This window comes from Olivibacter ginsenosidimutans (assembly GCF_039542865.1).
Classification (GTDB): domain Bacteria; phylum Bacteroidota; class Bacteroidia; order Sphingobacteriales; family Sphingobacteriaceae; genus Olivibacter; species Olivibacter ginsenosidimutans.
Genome location: NZ_BAABIQ010000042.1, coordinates 1 through 17,363 on the forward strand (window position 1 = coordinate 1; position 17,363 = coordinate 17,363).

The 17,363-nt window shown below is 40.4% G+C and carries 12 protein-coding genes; 6 read left to right on the top strand and 6 right to left on the bottom strand.

All coding sequences use genetic code 11. The features are described 5' to 3' along the window. Both ABD930_RS16800 and ABD930_RS16805 read left to right on the top strand, forming a co-directional pair. The coding region (locus ABD930_RS16800) for a methyltransferase RsmF C-terminal domain-like protein (protein ID WP_345233314.1) at positions 1 to 1,501 on the top strand (1,501 nt) is incomplete at its 5' end. 35 nt (positions 1,502 to 1,536) lie between these two features. Continuing rightward, positions 1,537 to 2,622, top strand: a complete 1,086-nt coding sequence (locus ABD930_RS16805) for a LacI family DNA-binding transcriptional regulator (protein WP_345233316.1) — start codon at positions 1,537 to 1,539, stop codon at positions 2,620 to 2,622. Here the strand turns inward: ABD930_RS16805 and uxaC are convergent. The 3 genes from uxaC to ABD930_RS16820 are packed head-to-tail and all read right to left on the bottom strand — an operon-like array spanning position 2,600 to position 6,020. Further along, on the bottom strand, positions 2,600 to 4,006 hold the full coding sequence (uxaC, locus tag ABD930_RS16810; protein WP_345233317.1) for a glucuronate isomerase: 1,407 nt from the start codon (positions 4,004 to 4,006) through the stop codon (positions 2,600 to 2,602). The two genes, ABD930_RS16805 and uxaC, sit on opposite strands and share 23 nt — an antisense overlap. Positions 4,007 to 4,008: 2 nt before the next feature. After that, positions 4,009 to 5,181: a mannonate dehydratase gene (gene uxuA, locus ABD930_RS16815; RefSeq protein WP_345233318.1), complete on the bottom strand. Its 1,173-nt coding sequence runs from the start codon at positions 5,179 to 5,181 to the stop codon at positions 4,009 to 4,011. A gap of 14 nt (positions 5,182 to 5,195) precedes the next feature. Continuing rightward, a complete protein-coding gene (locus tag ABD930_RS16820; protein ID WP_345233320.1) occupies positions 5,196 to 6,020 on the bottom strand; it encodes an SDR family oxidoreductase in 825 nt (274 codons plus the stop codon). A 213-nt stretch (positions 6,021 to 6,233) separates the two neighbouring features. On the opposite strand from ABD930_RS16820, the gene ABD930_RS16825 reads away from it, so the two are divergent. Both ABD930_RS16825 and ABD930_RS16830 read left to right on the top strand, forming a co-directional pair. Continuing rightward, positions 6,234 to 7,241, top strand: coding sequence for a PfkB family carbohydrate kinase (locus ABD930_RS16825; protein WP_345233322.1), 1,008 nt, complete (start codon positions 6,234 to 6,236; stop codon positions 7,239 to 7,241). Between the two features lie 65 nt (positions 7,242 to 7,306). Next, complete coding sequence (locus tag ABD930_RS16830; protein ID WP_345233324.1) at positions 7,307 to 7,957, top strand: beta/alpha barrel domain-containing protein; 651 nt, start codon at positions 7,307 to 7,309, stop codon at positions 7,955 to 7,957. On the opposite strand, the gene ABD930_RS16835 is transcribed toward ABD930_RS16830, so the two are convergent. The 3 genes from ABD930_RS16835 to ABD930_RS16845 are packed head-to-tail and all read right to left on the bottom strand — an operon-like array spanning position 7,935 to position 13,342. Further along, complete coding sequence (locus ABD930_RS16835) at positions 7,935 to 9,353, bottom strand: Gfo/Idh/MocA family protein (RefSeq protein ID WP_345233326.1); 1,419 nt, start codon at positions 9,351 to 9,353, stop codon at positions 7,935 to 7,937. The genes ABD930_RS16830 and ABD930_RS16835 overlap by 23 nt on opposite strands. Before the next feature lie 31 nt (positions 9,354 to 9,384). Continuing rightward, positions 9,385 to 10,179 carry a response regulator transcription factor gene (locus tag ABD930_RS16840; protein WP_345233328.1) on the bottom strand — a complete coding sequence of 265 codons (795 nt, stop codon included), beginning with the start codon at positions 10,177 to 10,179 and terminating at the stop codon, positions 9,385 to 9,387. Next, positions 10,172 to 13,342: a ligand-binding sensor domain-containing protein gene (locus tag ABD930_RS16845; RefSeq protein WP_345233330.1), complete on the bottom strand. Its 3,171-nt coding sequence runs from the start codon at positions 13,340 to 13,342 to the stop codon at positions 10,172 to 10,174. Before ABD930_RS16845 ends, ABD930_RS16840 begins: the two co-directional genes overlap by 8 nt. A gap of 111 nt (positions 13,343 to 13,453) precedes the next feature. On the opposite strand from ABD930_RS16845, the gene ABD930_RS16850 reads away from it, so the two are divergent. Together ABD930_RS16850 and ABD930_RS16855 are read left to right on the top strand one after the other, a co-directional pair. Then, on the top strand, positions 13,454 to 15,370 hold the full coding sequence (locus tag ABD930_RS16850) for a family 43 glycosylhydrolase (protein WP_345233333.1): 1,917 nt from the start codon (positions 13,454 to 13,456) through the stop codon (positions 15,368 to 15,370). A gap of 44 nt (positions 15,371 to 15,414) precedes the next feature. After that, entirely contained in the window at positions 15,415 to 17,298 is a 1,884-nt protein-coding gene (locus tag ABD930_RS16855; RefSeq protein WP_345233335.1) for a glycoside hydrolase family 127 protein, read from the top strand. The last annotated feature ends 65 nt before the right edge of the window (positions 17,299 to 17,363 follow it).

Sequence of the window (17,363 nt, forward strand, 5' to 3'; positions counted from 1 at the left end):
TGAGGTCCTATTGAATCCCCTATCATTATCCTATTATTTAATCCCTATTACTTACCTTGATCCCCTCTTGATTACACGCATACACTATAATAACTTGGATTTTTTTCTGGTATATCTGACAATTTCATCCTACGTTTGCGCTATGATGAGCAATTTCTTACCTTCCAGACTGGTCTCGGCCCTAAAAAATGATTTCAACATCAACGCAGAGGAATTTATCGCTAGCCACGAATTAGGTGAGCAAGTAACGTCTATTAGGATAAATCCATTCAAACCCACTGATCAGTTTAAAAATTTGGCACATATACCTTGGTGTAAAGAAGGGTATTACTTAAATACACGTCCTGTGTTCACATTAGATCCCTTGTTTCATGCAGGCACCTATTATGTGCAAGAGGCCTCTTCTATGTTTATTGCACACGTTATTCGTGCATTGGAAATTGATCAACACCCCCTTATAGCGCTCGATTTATGCGCCGCACCAGGGGGGAAAAGCACCTTGCTTAATAGCACTTTGCATGCAGACAGCTTATTAATTGCCAATGAAATTATTAAAACTCGTGTTCAAATACTTGCCAACAATCTAACGAAATGGGGAAATAGCAACACCATCGTTAGCCATAATGATCCAGCATCATTCAACCGATTACCTGGGTTCTTTGATCTCTTACTCGTTGATGCCCCCTGTTCAGGATCTGGTATGTTCAGAAAAGATCCACAAAGTATTACGGAATGGTCGGAAGATGCGGTTAAGCTTTGCAGCCAGCGCCAACAACGTATACTAGCCGACAGCTTATCCACATTAAAGGAAGAGGGAATCCTCATTTATTCTACCTGTTCTTATTCTATGGAAGAAAATGAAAACATAGCTGACTGGTTAATCGATCAGCATGGCTTGCAAAATATACCCATTCCGATAGATTCATCCTGGGGAATCGAAGAGACCAAATCATCTAAACACCATGCTTTAGGTTACCGTTTTTATCCCAGTAAAGTAAAAGGCGAAGGACTATATGTCAGTTGTTTCGTAAAAAAAAGCAACCAGCACACTTTCTCCAAAAAGAGAATAAAAACGGATACTATACGATTGGATAATTCATTGTTGAACGACTGGATAACCCCAAACGCCGCAATAGATACCATCCCCTTTAAAGACGATGTATTACTTATTCCCAAACAGTATTCAGTAGAATTCCAAAGTATAAAAAACGTATTATATTTAAAAAAAGCCGGAACAATCCTCGGAAAAATCAATCGTAATGCGCTATTACCTAACCACGAACTAGCCTTGAGCAATCTCAAAAGCGATAACATTCAACGGATCGAACTATCGCTTGAAGATGCTTTACAATACTTACGGAAAGCTGATATACCCAATAACACAACAAAAGCCGGATGGGCATTAGCTTGTTATCAGGACTACGCTCTTGGATGGGTAAAGGTTCTGGCCAATAGAATTAACAATTACTATCCAAAAGAGTGGCGTATCGTGAATCTTTAAAAAATTCGTATATTCCAAACATCAAATTGTAGGATATGGCTAACCAGAATATGACACTGCGTGATCTAGCGAAGGCTTTAAAACTCTCCACATCTACCGTATCAAAAGCCTTGCGTGATAGTTATGAAATCGGTGAAAAAACGAAGAAAAAGGTAACGAATTATGCCAAAAAAGTAGGTTATCGACCAAACACCTTGGCCAAGAGCTTAAAAGAAGGAAAAAGCAGAACTATTGGTGTTGTCATCTGCTCTATCGATAATACTTTCGTATCACAATTACTAAATGGGATAGATTATGCTTGCAATAACCGTGGTTATAGTATTATGATCATGCAAAGTAAAGAATCGCATAGCCAAGAAATCAAATGCATTGATCTACTGTATGGTCGCTCAATCGATGGCCTACTCATTTCTCCAGCCTGTGAAACGCCTGATTCAGACCATTTAACAAAATATCATAACCTAGGTTTACCCATTGTGCTTTTTGACCGCTATAGCGATGAATTGGATCTACCAAAAGTGAGCATTAATAATCTGGAAGCTTCTTATGATGCAACCTGTCATTTAATTGGGAACGGTTACACCAAAATTGCCATTCTACACAGCAATACTCGTTTAAATATTAACATTCAAAGGCTTCAAGGTTACAAAAATGCCTTAGAGGCGCATCATATACCGATAAATGAAGCTTATGTTAAACCTTGCGACTTTCATGACACGGAAATTCTAAAACAAAGCATAGAAACCGCCGTCAAGGAACTGATGGCCTTGTCTGATCCACCGACAGCTCTTTTAGCGACCAGTGATCAGATCAGTACGCAAAGCATATCCATTATTAAAAACCTTGGCTATCGTATTCCTCAAGATTTAGCACTAGTTGGCTTCACCAATACCACGCTTGCTGCCTCACTAGCTCCTCCATTAAGTACTGTATATCAACCAGCCAAAGAGATTGGCGAAATAGCAGCAAACAAATTATTAGATCTCATCGATGGTGTAGACAGGGATGACAAAAGTAGCGCAACCATATACCTCACCACTAACCTCATTGAACGTGCTTCCAGTAAACCTTTACCAAGTGCAAGCGAAAGAATAACCTTTAAAAGTCAAAATAATGCTTAGCGTTATAATAACAAATATCTTGAATGATTTTGCCTATCCAAGGGATATCTTTTGGAAGTAAACCATTATTGATATCATCTGCAAAAAGGTTGCATACCAATCTTCTAAAATATTCATGGCGTGAATACGAAAGGAAACTTCTAGAATCGGTCAGCATACCAACAAAACAAGAAATTAACCCGATATTCGATAAACTATTCAATTGATTAGTCATTCCCTGTAGCTGATCTAAAAACCACCATCCCGATCCAAATTGAATTTTACCTCGAACCCCTTCCAATTGAAAGTTTCCCGTCATAGCAGCAAAAACTTCATTGTCTGCCGGATTCAAATTATAAAGAATCGTTTTGGTTAAACTATTCTCTTGTTCCAACGCATTTAAGAAAGCAACTAGGCGTTGTCCCTGCTGAAAATCACCGATAGAATCATAACCGGTATCGGCTCCAAGCTCCTTTAATTTTCGTTCATTAGTATTACGAAGCGCTCCTAAATGAAATTGTTGTACCCATTGTTTTCTGTTATATAGCTTACATAGTTCTTGTAACACGAATCCGGTGAATGCGTCTTGTTGCTGCTGAGCATTCTGGTCCTCTTTATTAAGGATCACCTCTTTAAAGACTCGATTCAATTCACTACGATTAAAATTTATAGATGGCATGCAAGCTAACCCGTGGTCAGCTATTCGACAACCATGATCATGAAAATAATTCACGCGTTGCTGCAATGCCTCCAAAAGTGTATCTAAATCTTGTATTACGATTCCCGAAACTTCACTAAGGCTTTGTACATAAGCACGATAACTTTCCCCTTGCGCTAATGCAAATATTTTGTCTGGTCTAAAAGAAGGAAGCACCTTTGTCTCAAAACCTGAAGCTGCAATTCGTTGATGATCTTTTAAATCACTCGTAGGATCATCCGTTGTACCCACCATTTCTACATTAAAATGTCGTATTAATCCCTTTGTGGTAAAATGAGGTAACTGAAGTAAGTCTCCCGTTAGCGCATACACTTCATCAGCATTTGTCGATGAAAGCATTTTATGGTACCCAAAAGGATTTTTGAGCTCCATATGTGTCCAATGGTAAAGTGGATTCCTTACGGTATAGGGTACACATGCTGCCCATGTTTTAAATTTCTCCTCATCAGAAGCGTCACCCGTAATGTATCGTTCCTCTATTCCTAATACACGCTGTGCGCGCCATTTATAATGATCGCCTGCTAACCATAGTTGCGTAATATTTTCAAAAGTTTGATTACTCGCCAAAGTATCTGGCGGCAAATGCGAATGATAATCTATAATGGGTAGCTCTTTAGCGTACTGATGATACAACTCCTTGGCAATGGCAGATTGTAAAAGAAAATCTTCTCCGATAAAATTCTCCATAATTAACGACCTAAGATACCCAACTCTAATCCTCTCAACTCAGCTAGGCCTCTTAACCTGCCTATTGCAGAATATCCTGGATTAGAAACTTTAGTTAAATCATCCAACATTTGATGCCCATGATCTGGTCGGAATGGAATAGAGAAATCACGTAATTGATTTTCTTCCGTCAGCAATTTCATCACAGCATACATGTCTACATCGCCATCCAAATGATCAGCTTCATAAAAATTGCCATCTGTATCTTTCTTCACATTTCTCAAATGGGCAAAAAAGACCTTGTGCTTTACCGCTTCAAGTATATTAGGGACATCGTTTGCCATTCCTGCTCCTAAAGAGCCTGTACAGAAACAAATTCCATTAAAATCGCCTGATTCTTTTTCGATGATAAAGCATAAATCTTCTTTGGTACTCACAATACGTGGAAGTCCCAAAATTGGGTATGGAGGATCATCTGGGTGAATCGTCATATGAATTCCCTGTTCTTCACATACATCAGCAATAGCTCCTAGGAAACGTAAAAGATTATCCCTTAGGCCTTCCTTACCTATGGTGTTATAAATTGCTATACTATCTTGTAAATCTTTTATGCTAATCGGATCTTCTGAGGGAATCCCCATTAAAATCACCTCACTTAGACGTTCCAACTCCGTTTCAGTATACTGATTAAAACGTGTTTTTGCTTGCTCTACAATAGCCGTCGGATAATCAGATTCTGCTCCTTCCCGCTTTAGAATAAAGCAATCGAAAACCGCTAAATCTGTCCAATTAAAATAAAGTGCCTTTGAGCCATCCTTCATTACCAAATCAAGCTGCGTTCTCGTCCAGTCAAGCACCGGCATAAAATTGTAACAAATCGTTTTGATGCCACAAGCCCCTAAATTACTTAAGGTCTGCTTATAATTTTCTAGGTATGTGGCCGCATCGGCTCGATTCGTTTTAATTGCTTCATGTATGGGCACGCTTTCTACCACTGTCCAAACCAAGCCTTCACGCTCGATCAGCTCTTTCCGTAATTTTATTTCCTCAATAGGCCAAACTTCACCATGAGGAATGTGATGTAAAGCAGTCACAATCCCAGTAGCACCCGCTTGTTTCACGTCTTGCAAAGAAACAGGATCATTGGGGCCATACCAACGCCAGCTTTGCAGTAATTTTTTATTTTTTACTGTCATGATTTACTGTCCATTTAAACGCCACAATACGTATTAAAACCGCCATCTACTATAATACTGGTACCATTTACAAAGGCAGAAGCATCACTTAACAAATAGACTAAGGTTCCTTTAAGCTCCTCTGGGTTGCCTAATCGTCCATAAGGTGTTCCGCTAATGAATTTCTCCGCTCTACTGGTATAAGAGCCATCAGGATTGGTTAATAAGGTTCGATTTTGTTCGGTTAAAAATACGCCAGGCGAAATAGCGTTAACGCGTACGCCATCTCCATAACGCTGAGCCAACTCAACTGACATCCATTTGGTAAAGCCTTCAATAGCAGTTTTAGCCATCGTGTACCCTAATACCCGTGTTATCGGCCGATGTGCAGAAAGCGAGGAAATATTAACGATAGACCCTTTTCCTTTTTCAGCAATCACTTTGCCAAAGATAAACGTTGGAATAACGGTACCAAATAAATTTAAATCGACCGCTTTTTTGGTATCTTCGATTTTTGCATCGAAGAGATTCTGATCTGGCGAAATAGTAGCCCCTGGAATATTTCCTCCGGCTGCGTTGACTAAACCATCGATGGTACCAAATCTTTCTATTATCCTATCTTTTGCCTCCAGCAGTTGCACTTCGTCCATGGCATCTGCTAATACCGCGAGCGCTTCCCCTCCAATAGCTTCTATCTGTTCAACAACGGATACTGCTCGTTCTTTATTTCTACCCATGACCACTACCTTAGCCCCAGCTTCAGCCGCAGCTAAGGAAAAATGCTTCCCTAGAACGCCGGTAGCCCCAGTGATAACGATAACTTTATCCGTTAGGGAAAAAGGCGATTTACTACTACTCATGTATATTCTTCTTTAATTTGTTATTTTGATTCTTTGGTTCTTATTCAACAACGCTTTTGAAGCATAGATTATGTCTTCAATTTTAACAAATTAAATAGCTATTTCCATATTTTAGTGCAATTAATTTACGATATCGATTGCGTAATTTCTACAAAAGATATATTACTAAGAATAATAAAATAGTTATTTTCGACAAATAAAGTATCTCAACCAATGAATTTTAATCCCAATTTTAAAATTGCCGTTTTTGGTGAATTACTCCTGAGAGTAAGCACACAAACCGGGCATTTTATTAATAATAGTGAGGGTATTGCTGTATATACGGGTGGCTCAGAGGCTAATGTGGCCTCTTCCTTGGCTTGTATGGGTTCAGAAACGTCTTATATTAGCTGCATTCCTGATAATCAACTTAGTCGTCAGGCATTAGAGAGCTTAGCAGAACGGGGCGTTAATACTGATCGTTGTATAGTTGCGGGTGACCGACTTGGACTTTATTTTTTATTATCGGCAAATGGCCTTAGTAAGGGGGAAGTGGTGTATGATAGAAAGTATTCTTCTTTCAGTCAATTGCAACCCAGCACTATTGATTGGGATACGTTATTCGAAGGACATTCCTGGTTACATTGGACAGCTTTAACGCCAGCCCTAAACGAACGTATGCCCATCATTTGTGAAGAAGCCCTGAAAGCAGCAAAACGAATGGGGTTGATTATATCGGTAGATCTTAATTATCGTAATAAGTTATGGAACTATGGCAAATCACCCGTGGAGGTTATGCCACAATTCGTCGACTATTGTGATGTAATTATGGGAAATATTTGGGCAGCGCATACCATGCTTGGTACTGCAATAGATCAATCATTAAACAGAGAAACGCCTCAGAATATTTATGTTGAACAGGCCAGCGCTTCTGCAAAAGAGGTATTTGCGCGGTTTCCAGCATGTAAGCACCTAGCCTATACTTTCCGATTTATGGATAATCCTAATCATAATTTACTTTATGGCACCTATCATACCAAAGACGGCAACTATTTATCCAAAACGTATGAAACGCAAGATGTGGTGGATCGCATCGGTAGTGGTGATGCTTTTATGGGTGGATTGATACATGCATTGATCAATAACAAAACGGCGCAAGAAGTAATCGATATCGCAACTTCTGCCGGTTTCAAAAAACTCTTTGTAAAGGGTGATTTGGGTGATGGGAGTTATGAGTTGTGAGTTGTTAGTTACGAGTTATGCGTATTGCTTATAGCCTATAGCTTTTTTACTTTTTACTTTTTATAATGAAAACGATTCAACAAAGTATCGAACAAATAAAAAAATATCCGGTTATACCCGTATATTACCACGACAATCTCCAAACGTGTTTGGAAACTATTCAAGCCTGTTACCAAGGTGGAATCCGTGTATTTGAATTTGTAAGTAGAGGGGATCAGGCCTTAACGAATTTTAACGCATTAAAGGCTTTCCGGGATGCTCATTTACCTGAATTATATCTAGGAATTGGCACCATTAAATCGGCTAAACAGGCTGAGGATTATCTGGCTCTAGATGCTGATTTTATTGTAAGCCCTATAGTAAAGGCAGAACTTGCATCTATAACACTGAATGCTAATGTATTATGGATTCCAGGATGTATGTCCCCAACAGAAATCAATCTTGCGGAGGATCTCGGTGCACCGCTTGTCAAGCTCTTTCCGGGCAGCACTTTAGGGCCGGACTTTTTAAAAGCCATTAAGCCCCTATTTCCAGAAATGCTTTTTATGCCTACAGGAGGAGTAAATCCTGATCATGCCAGTATTTCCAAGTGGTTCGATGCCGGAGTGAGTGCGGTAGGTATGGGGTCTAAATTATTCGAAAAACCAGCAGCAGCAACAGATTACCAGTGGCTAGTGGATCGATGCAAACAAGTTATACAGTTTGTAACGGCTTAATCCCTTCTGGATCCCATTCCACAATTCGTTTTTCTTGCTGACTGATATTGGCAGCCAAAGCAGGGCCCGCTGTGCGCATAGCAAATTCGGGCCCTTCAACAGCAGTTGTTCCGGTTCGGATTGCCTGAAACCAATTATCAAAATGATCCACTCGCATGTCATATCCTTTTGGTGCCTCAAAAATAGTTTCACCAACAGGTATCACCGTCTGTTTACTATCTTTATATTGCTGATCGTAGACCGCGATAAATTCTTCTTGTATTTTTTTTGGAAAGGTCCCAAAGGTATCCCATCCGCCATAACCTGGTGCTTTTGGTAGTTGCTTATTTCGGATCGTGACTCGATTCCCTTCTAAAACCATCTCGCCTTCATTTCCTACCAAACGCATGCTATCTCCCCCACCCGATCCATCTACAAAATTCACCCTTAGCGATAAATTAAATGCCGGATGTGTCGATGTTTCGGGATAATCGAATAAACCCAACATGAGATCAGGTACGTCTCTTCCGTCTTTCCAATAATTCAGTCCACCAGTGGCGTAAATGCGATTTGGACCTTTTGCACTTGTAATGGTATGTAACCGCGTGAACAAGTGCACAAATAAATCCCCTGCCATGCCTGTGCCATAAGCCTTATAATTTCTCCAGCGAAAAAAACGTATGGGGTCAAAAGGCAAATCGGTCGCTCCTCCCTGAAAGGTATTCCAATCACAGGTATCCGTAGATGCATCTGGCGGGACAGAGTACTGCCAAGCGCCTTTTGCATCAAATCGGTCGGTATACACCTCCACAAAATTAAGCCGACCAATAGCTCCAGCTTCATAAAGTTCTTTAGCCTTCTGCATGACAATAGAACTTGCCCATTGGCTCCCCACTTGAAAAGGGATTTTCGTCTTACGATGCATTTGGATGAGCGCATCTCCCTCTTCTATTTTATGGACCAAAGGTTTCTCACAATATACGGCTTTACCCTTTTGCATGGCTGCTAGTGCTTGCCGTGCATGCCAATGATCCGGCGTGGAAATGATGACTGCATCAACGGAAGGATCGCCTAAGATTTCCTCATCATGACGTGTAGTTTTAATGTGAGCACCATATAGTTCTTTTATTTTTTGCAGATGGCCATCATAGCAATCCGCACCACCTACCAACTCTACACCTTCATCTAGCAATGCAGCCTTTAAATTACCAAACCCCATAATGCCCAAACCAATAGCTGCAATGGCGATTCGATCATTTGCTGGCACGCTGCTTCGCCTTTTTAGTATCTGTATCTTTTTGTCTTTTATGGTAACGGCTTCCGTAATCCCTGTAGGGGATGCAACAGCCAATAAAGCAGATCCACTAAGTTTTTTGATAAATCCTCTTCGTGAATGATCAATTATTTTTTTGGTCATAATCAAAAGGTTAGGTATTAAACGTATATCATTAAGAGGTTTTTTTAAGGCCTTCCATGTAATCCGAAGGAGACATCCCGAATTGTTTATGAAAGTTTCTGCCAAAATGCGTTTGCGAGCTATAACCTACCATCTCCGCAATCTCATAAATCTTAAGACCACCTCCGGCCAATAGGGAAGCAGCTTTTTTTAAGCGAGCAATATTAATCAATTCATTTGGCGTCAGATCAGATATGGCTTTGATCTTTCGATATAATGTAGGTCTACTCATACACATCGCATCAGCCAGATGTTCTACATCCAAACCTGGATTATCCAGTTTCTCTTGAATAAGATCGTTTAATTTATCAAGGAACAGTTCATCTGATTTAGAGTGTGCCATGGTTTTGATATGCGCAAGCGGAGAAGATGCAAAATATTCCCGTAACTTGTTTCGGTTTGTGAGTAAGTTAGCGATTTGAACCTGTAAATATTCAGGAGAAAAGGGTTTTTCCACGTAGGCATCGGCGCCCACCTCAAGGCCAACGATTTTAGATTGGAGGGTGTTTTTTGCCGTTAACAGAATAATAGGAATATGACAATACTCCAAATTGGATTTAACTGCTTTGCATAACGCATATCCATCCATACCGGGCATCATAATATCACTTACAATAAGTTGAATTCGCTCATCAACAAGCCGTTCCAATGCTTCTCGCCCGTCAGAAGCGGTAACGATTTGGTACTGCTCTTGCAGATCATCAACTAAAAAATCCAGTATTTCACTATGATCATCTACGAGCAGTATACAAGGTTTAGCATGAGGCGGTGTCGTTATCCTAGTCATTATCAAATCCTTCCTGGTTAAGCGGCAATGTTAACACAAAAGTATTAAAGTTTTCTTGATTTTGCGTATCTAACACTAAAGTTCCGCCATGCATTTCGGTTAAGGACCGAGCCAAAGCCAAACCTAAACCCGTACCCATATACCGTTCATGGCCACGAACCCTATAAAACGATTCGAATATTTTTTCTTTTAAATGACCAGGAATCAGATCGCCATCGCTAGCTACTTCTATCCTGATGATTTTATCTTGCGCTTTGAGGTTGATCATTATTTTTCCTGCTGCATATTTAAGCGCATTGTTCAGTAAATTACTGACAATCTTTTCCAGCGTTTCGATATCAACAGAAGCGAAAAGGAGTTCTTTAGGCAAATCGATTTTTATCTTTAGCTTTCTTTCCAGTGCTGTTGGTCTTATACGGTCTATTTGATCCCTTAAAAATTTAGTGATGTCAGTCAGTTGGTAATTCAGCTTATACCCTTTGACCTCTGTTTTTCTAAAATCCAATAGCTGACCTGAAAGTTCCAACAGTCGATCCGTATTTTTTTCCATGATTAATAGGTTCTTACGAATTTTGGGCACTTCGTCTACCTGTTTAATGATTTTTTCCATAGGCCCTTTTATTAAGGTTAATGGTGTTCTAATTTCATGGGCTACTTGCGTAAAAAATTCAATTTTAGATCGATACATTTCTTCCTCTTTTCGATGTGCAATTTGTACCAATTTAATCCGATTCTTTTCCTTCACCCATCGATGGTATGTCCGAACAAGCAACCATATAATACCAATCAAGAGTAAAAAATATAAGGTATAAGCTAAGGGGCTTGCCCAGTATGGCGGTAAAATTCTAATCCATAACGTTGCCTCCTTTCCGATTCGTTTTCCTTCACTATTAACGCTACTTACTTTGAAGGTATAAACCCCTGGGGGCAACTCGGTAAAATACGCTTTCCGATTGGTTTGCAAATACGTCCAATTCGGTTCCAACCCTTCCATTTTATACGTATACTCTGTCATATCTGGAGAGATATAACTGAGTGCAGCAAAATCAATACTAAAAGAAGACTGGTTATAATTTAACACTAATGAGTCTGTAAATGCAATCGATTTTTTCAACGGAGAGCCATTGCCATTGATCTCGAGGTCTTTATCATATAATTGGAACCCGGTGATATAAATCGGGGGCACGACCACTTTATCTTGCAGCTTATCTGGTTGAAAACGTATTAACCCTTTTACAGAACCAAAATACAGCATGCCATTCTTTGCTTTATACGCCGAATTATAATTAAATTGATCGCTTAATAAACCGTTAGCAATGGTGAATTTGCGTGTATATCCTGTGGTAAGGTTGTACAAAATTAGCCCTCTAGAAGTGCTGATCCAAACGTTGTGACGATCGTCTTCCAAAAACGCCAGTACAAGAACTCCCTGTCCGGGAATGGCATGTTGAAAATTTAAGCGTTCAAAACGATTGTTTTTCCGATCTAACCGACCTATACCCTCTTCAGTTGCCGCCCAAAGTTGATGATCACTCGTTTCCATAATATGCGTTATGCGGTTGCTTGGCAAACTATGTATATTTTGTTGATCGTAATAATAAACGCCTCTTTTTTTGGTAGATGGATTATAAAAATACAGTCCATCTCTCCATGTCCCCACCCATATGGTCCCTTCACTATCTTCAAATAGGCAGGTATAAAATATATATTCCGGAAATTCTTCTAATAGCTTAAATTTCTTTTTATCAAAAAGATACTCATATATGCCATGATCGGTTGCAAACAATATTCTACCTGAATGCGTTCGTAACATCGTATAGATAAAATTGCTTTTTAAACCGTTCTTTTCTTCATCAGCATAATAATGCTTAAAAACCTCACCTGTGGAAATGCGCATGAGGTTCAGTCCTTGATGAAAAGTCCCGACCCAAAGAGTATCTCCTGTTACTAATAAGCCGTGTATGTTTAAGCCAGAAATAGCATTACGGCTTCCATCGGGCTTAAAGTGTTCAATAGACATATCGTGAATAGCGAGCTTGTTCAATCCACCATTCTCCGTTCCAATCCATAAATTATGATCATTGTCTTCGCAAATTTCCCGAACCGCATTTCCAGAGAGACTAGTTGCGGTATTTAAGGGGAAGAATTTTTCAAAAAACCGCTGCTTTTCATGATAATAACTAATTCCTCCAAACCATGAGCCGATCCAAACACCTCCTTCATTATCCTGACAGATCGAGTAATTCGCATTATCGCTTAAAGACCATCTATTGTCATCCTGTTTTTTTAATTGTATAAATTGGCGGCTTTGATCTGAATAGATATACACTCCTGATTCTGTAGCAAACCAATATTGATCCGTACCGATTTTTTTGATATCGCGAACAAAGATTTCTTGTCCGTCGTCAGCCGTACTCATCAGATCCTCATAACGTGCATCTTTTGGAAAAAACCGTTTGATTCCTTGTTTACTAGTACCAATCCATAGTCGTTGATGGTTTTCATCCCATAACAGACTCGTAATGGCCTTATCCCGAATTGGCGATGAAGCGTTAAAAACATCGTAAGGGATGGTCTTCTCCAATTCAGGATCAAATAATTTTAGCTCTCCCGTTCCAGAGCCAAGCCAAATTCCTTTAGGGGATAATGCAAGTGCGTCAATGGAACTCAATCCTAAGTTATCATAATAATGTACCTGCTTGGTTTTTAAATTATACCGTACGAGTGTTCGATAATCGGCGGTATACCACATGTTACCTGCCGTATCGGAACGAATATTAATAATGGGTGCATTCTTGTTATATGGAAAAGCGGAAAACCCTTCGGTTAGCGGATCATAGATGTAAATACCAAAATCAGTACCTGCCCAAATTCTACCCGTGGCATCTTCACATAAAGACTGAATAAAGTTATGGCCTAAACCTGCCATATCCGCAGTATCCAATATATTGTGCCGAAATACCTTGAACGTATAACCGTCAAAACGATTAAGACCATCACGGGTTCCAAACCACATAAAACCTTTACTATCCTGTAAACTGCAAATAACGGCATTATTGGAAAGCCCATTCTCTACTTGATAATGCTTAAAATAGTACGGCTGACTATTTGCAAGTTTTATCAAAAAGCAGATGAGGCACGTTAAGGTTAGCTTTCTTATCATCTTTTACATATGGAAGGTCAAACTTAGAGAAAATACGCGGAAAAAATGAAACAAAATCAAGAGGTGGTATCCATCGCGTTTTTTTATTTTGGCTAGATACTATTTCCAGTCATGAACATGATAAACCGTTTATTTCTTTTTCTCCTTTTTCTATCGACCTACTTTTTGTCAGTTGCACAAAAAGCACCTATCATAACACCTATAAAAAACCCTATTATTAACAAAGATTTTCCAGATCCCACTGTTATTAATGTCGATGGTATTTTTTATGCTTACGCAACGAATAGTACGATCAATGGTAAACCAGCGCATATTCAGGTAGCACGTTCCGAAAATTTACAAGATTGGACACTTATCGGTGATGCCCTACCGGAACAACCCGTTTGGGCGGATCATGATTTTTGGGCACCCCATGTGTTATATGATTCCGATATCAAACAGTACGTACTCTTTTATTCGGGTGAATCGGGACATGGAAAATGTTTAGGCATTGCCTATGCCGATGCTCCACAAGGTCCTTTCCGAGATTCAGGCGCTCCTTTAGTCTGCGGCGAGGGCTTTGTCAACATTGATCCAATGGCTTTCATTGATCCACAAAGCAAAAAGAAATACCTGTATTGGGGTTCTGATCACCAGCCCATTAAGGTACAAGAAATGAAAGACGATTGGTCAGGATTTAAACCAAACACCACGCCCATTCCGGTTATGGAGGCCGGACAAGAAAAGGAATATGACCGACTTATCGAAGGAGCTTGGGTGGATTACCACCAAGGGTATTATTACCTTTACTATTCGGGAGATAACTGTTGTGGACCCAATGCCAGCTATGCCGTGTTAGTTGCCCGATCCAAACAGCCAACGGGTCCGTTTGAACGTTTAGGTACGGCGAACCGGTCTAATCGCAGTGTCTTTCTGGAAAAAGACAGTCTTTGGCTTGCTCCAGGCCATAATTCTATTTTTCGTGATGACCATGGCCAGGCCTACATCGCCTATCATGCCATCCCAGTAAATCCAACAACAGGCAAGCCCGATCATTATGGGCGTGTTGCCCTTATTCAACCCATTCGCTATCAAAATGGATGGCCAACGCTTTTAAGCAGCCAAACGACAACTCCTACAGATACGATCACGTTAGCTGATCCAACTATTTTTTACGACAAGGGAACTTACTATTTATATGGAACGGGAGCCCCCGATGGTTTCATTGTGTACACCTCAACCGACTTAAAAACGTGGCATGGCCCTTCCGGTGCAAACGACGGATATGCACTTCATAAAAAAGATAGTTTTGGATCCTCAGGTTTTTGGGCACCGCAGCTGTTTAAACACCATAAGCAATACTACATGATCTATACTGCCAACGAACAACTAGCGATTGCCACCAGCACCAGTCCGTTAGGACCATTTAAGCAGTCTACGAAACGAGCATTAAACGGTAACACCAAGCAAATTGATCCTTTTGTTTTTTTCGACAAGGGCAAGCCCTACCTGTACTTTGTACGTCTAACCGACGGAAATCGAATCTTTGTAGCCGAATTAAATGCTACCTTGGATAGTATAAAAGAATCGACAATCACACCTTGTATTGCAGCAACCGAAGCTTGGGAAAATACCGAAAATGCCCCTTGGCCGGTAGCCGAAGGACCAACCGTTATCAAAAAGGACAATATGTATTACCTATTGTACTCAGCAAATGATTTCAGAAATCCAGCATATGCTATTGGTTATGCCACTGCTGACCATCCTTTAGGCCCCTGGAAGAAATACACCGAGAATCCGATCATCAACAAAGATATATTGGGTCATAACGGTACCGGGCACGGCGATATCTTTAAAGCGAAAGATGGTCAAATCTATTATGTGTTGCATACCCATAACAGCAACCAAAAAGTTGCTCCAAGAAAAACAGCACTCGTAAAATTGCAATTTGAAAAGCGTAAAAATGAAACTGTTTTAAAGTTGTTAACGAATGAACTGGAATTTATAATCCAACCTATATCCATGATAGTACGGGATGCTTCGCAATAAAATAACCTTATATTTACGATTGAATTCAAATAAAGACCTCAATTATGCGTAAATCTACCGGATCCATCATCCTGTTTTTCGCGTTCTTACATGTTTATACCCAAGCACAAGAGCTGCGGAATAAGGCTGTAGCAGATCAATTTTTGCCTGCCCAGCAGGCAGTCTTGAACGGCTATATTGGCAAGAAGCTCGACCAGTCTTACGAAAACCGAATCCTAGCACAATCAGTCAGCAGCCTGATCGAACCCTTCCATCATCGCACAGAAAATCACCTTTGGCAAAGTGAATTTTGGGGTAAATGGTTCACTTCGGCGGTTTTGGCTTATCGTTATCGTCCAGAAGATCGCTTGAAAGAGGTCTTAAAAAAGGCTGTAGATAGCCTAATAGCCACCCAGACGGCCGACGGTTATATTGGTAACTACGCACCAACGAGCCATTTACAAGAATGGGATATATGGGGCCGGAAATATACGTTACTGGGTTTATTGGATTATCATGCCTTAATGGGCGACAAAAAAAGTCTTCAGGCAGCAAAGAAACTAGCTGATCATCTGATTCAGGAAATTGAAGCTGCTGATGGCTTAATCGTGAATAAAGGAAATTACCGCGGCATGGCAGCTTCTTCCATATTGGAGCCCATGGTACTCCTTTATCGCGCTACGGGTGACCCAAAATACCTCGATTTTTCAAAAACAATTGTACAACAATGGGAAAGTCTACAAGGTCCGAAACTCATCAGCAAGGCGACAATAGATGTTAGCAAACGATTCCCGACACCAAAAAATTGGTACAGTTATGAGCAAGGCCAAAAAGCTTACGAGATGATGTCTTGTTACGAAGGGTTATTGGAACTTTACCGAGTAACCGGAAATGAACAATATAAACAAGCGGTTATCCAGACTTGGCAAAATATAAAAGATACGGAAATAAATATTGCCGGATCTGGTGCGTCAGAAGAAATGTGGTTTGGTGGGGAAGCGCTACAAACGTCACCGGTTACGCATTACCAAGAGACCTGTGTTACCGTCACCTGGATCAAGCTAAACCAACAACTCCTTCGTCTTACTGGCGAAGCAAAATATGCAGACGAAATTGAGCGTGCTTATTACAATGCCTTACTGGGCTCTCTAAATCAAGATGGCTCAGATTGGGCGAAATATACGCCATTAAACGGGCAACGCCTTCCAGGAAGTGGACAATGTGGCATGGATATTAATTGCTGCGTTGCCAATGGCCCTCGCGGACAATTCACCTTACCATTTACGGCAGTCATGGCCATGTCTGATGGCCTTTCCGTCAATTTCTATACTGAAGGTGCCTACAAGATTCGTTCACCTCACGGAAAGACGATCACTTTAATACAAAAGACAAGCTATCCGGTAAGCGATAAAATTAATCTCACCTTAGCTATGCCAAGCTCAGAGGAAATGACGATACAGGTTCGCATTCCCTATTGGAGCGACGAAAGTAAAGTATGGATAAATGACGAAGAAATACCAGTCAAGCAAAGCGGTGAGTTCTTAAAAATACATCGAAAATGGTCTTCAGAAGACCGTATTACTTTAGCGTTAGACCTACGCGGAAAAGTAGTGATCCAACAGCGCAACCAAAGAAAGTTTGCTGCTATTACCAGGGGACCCATTGTGTTAGCCCGTGATTCACGCTTCGGCGGACCCGATTTAATCACCGTCAATACGCCGGTATTATCAGATAAAGACCAGCATATTACCCTTCATCCGATAAACAATACAACCAGCGATAATACGTGGATGCTATACCAAGCCTCTTTCCTTCCGGAATCCTATACAGAAAAAGGAGCATCGCCAATCGACTTTACGTTATGCGATTATGCTTCAGCCGGTAATGGAAAAATAGCCTCGACCTTTGCTGTTTGGTTGGCACAATTGTATAGTGGTAGGGAACATTGAAAGTGTTTCCAAAGGTTTATAACTCCTTCTTTTGCGCGTTTGTTATAACGTTTGGTACAAAAAAA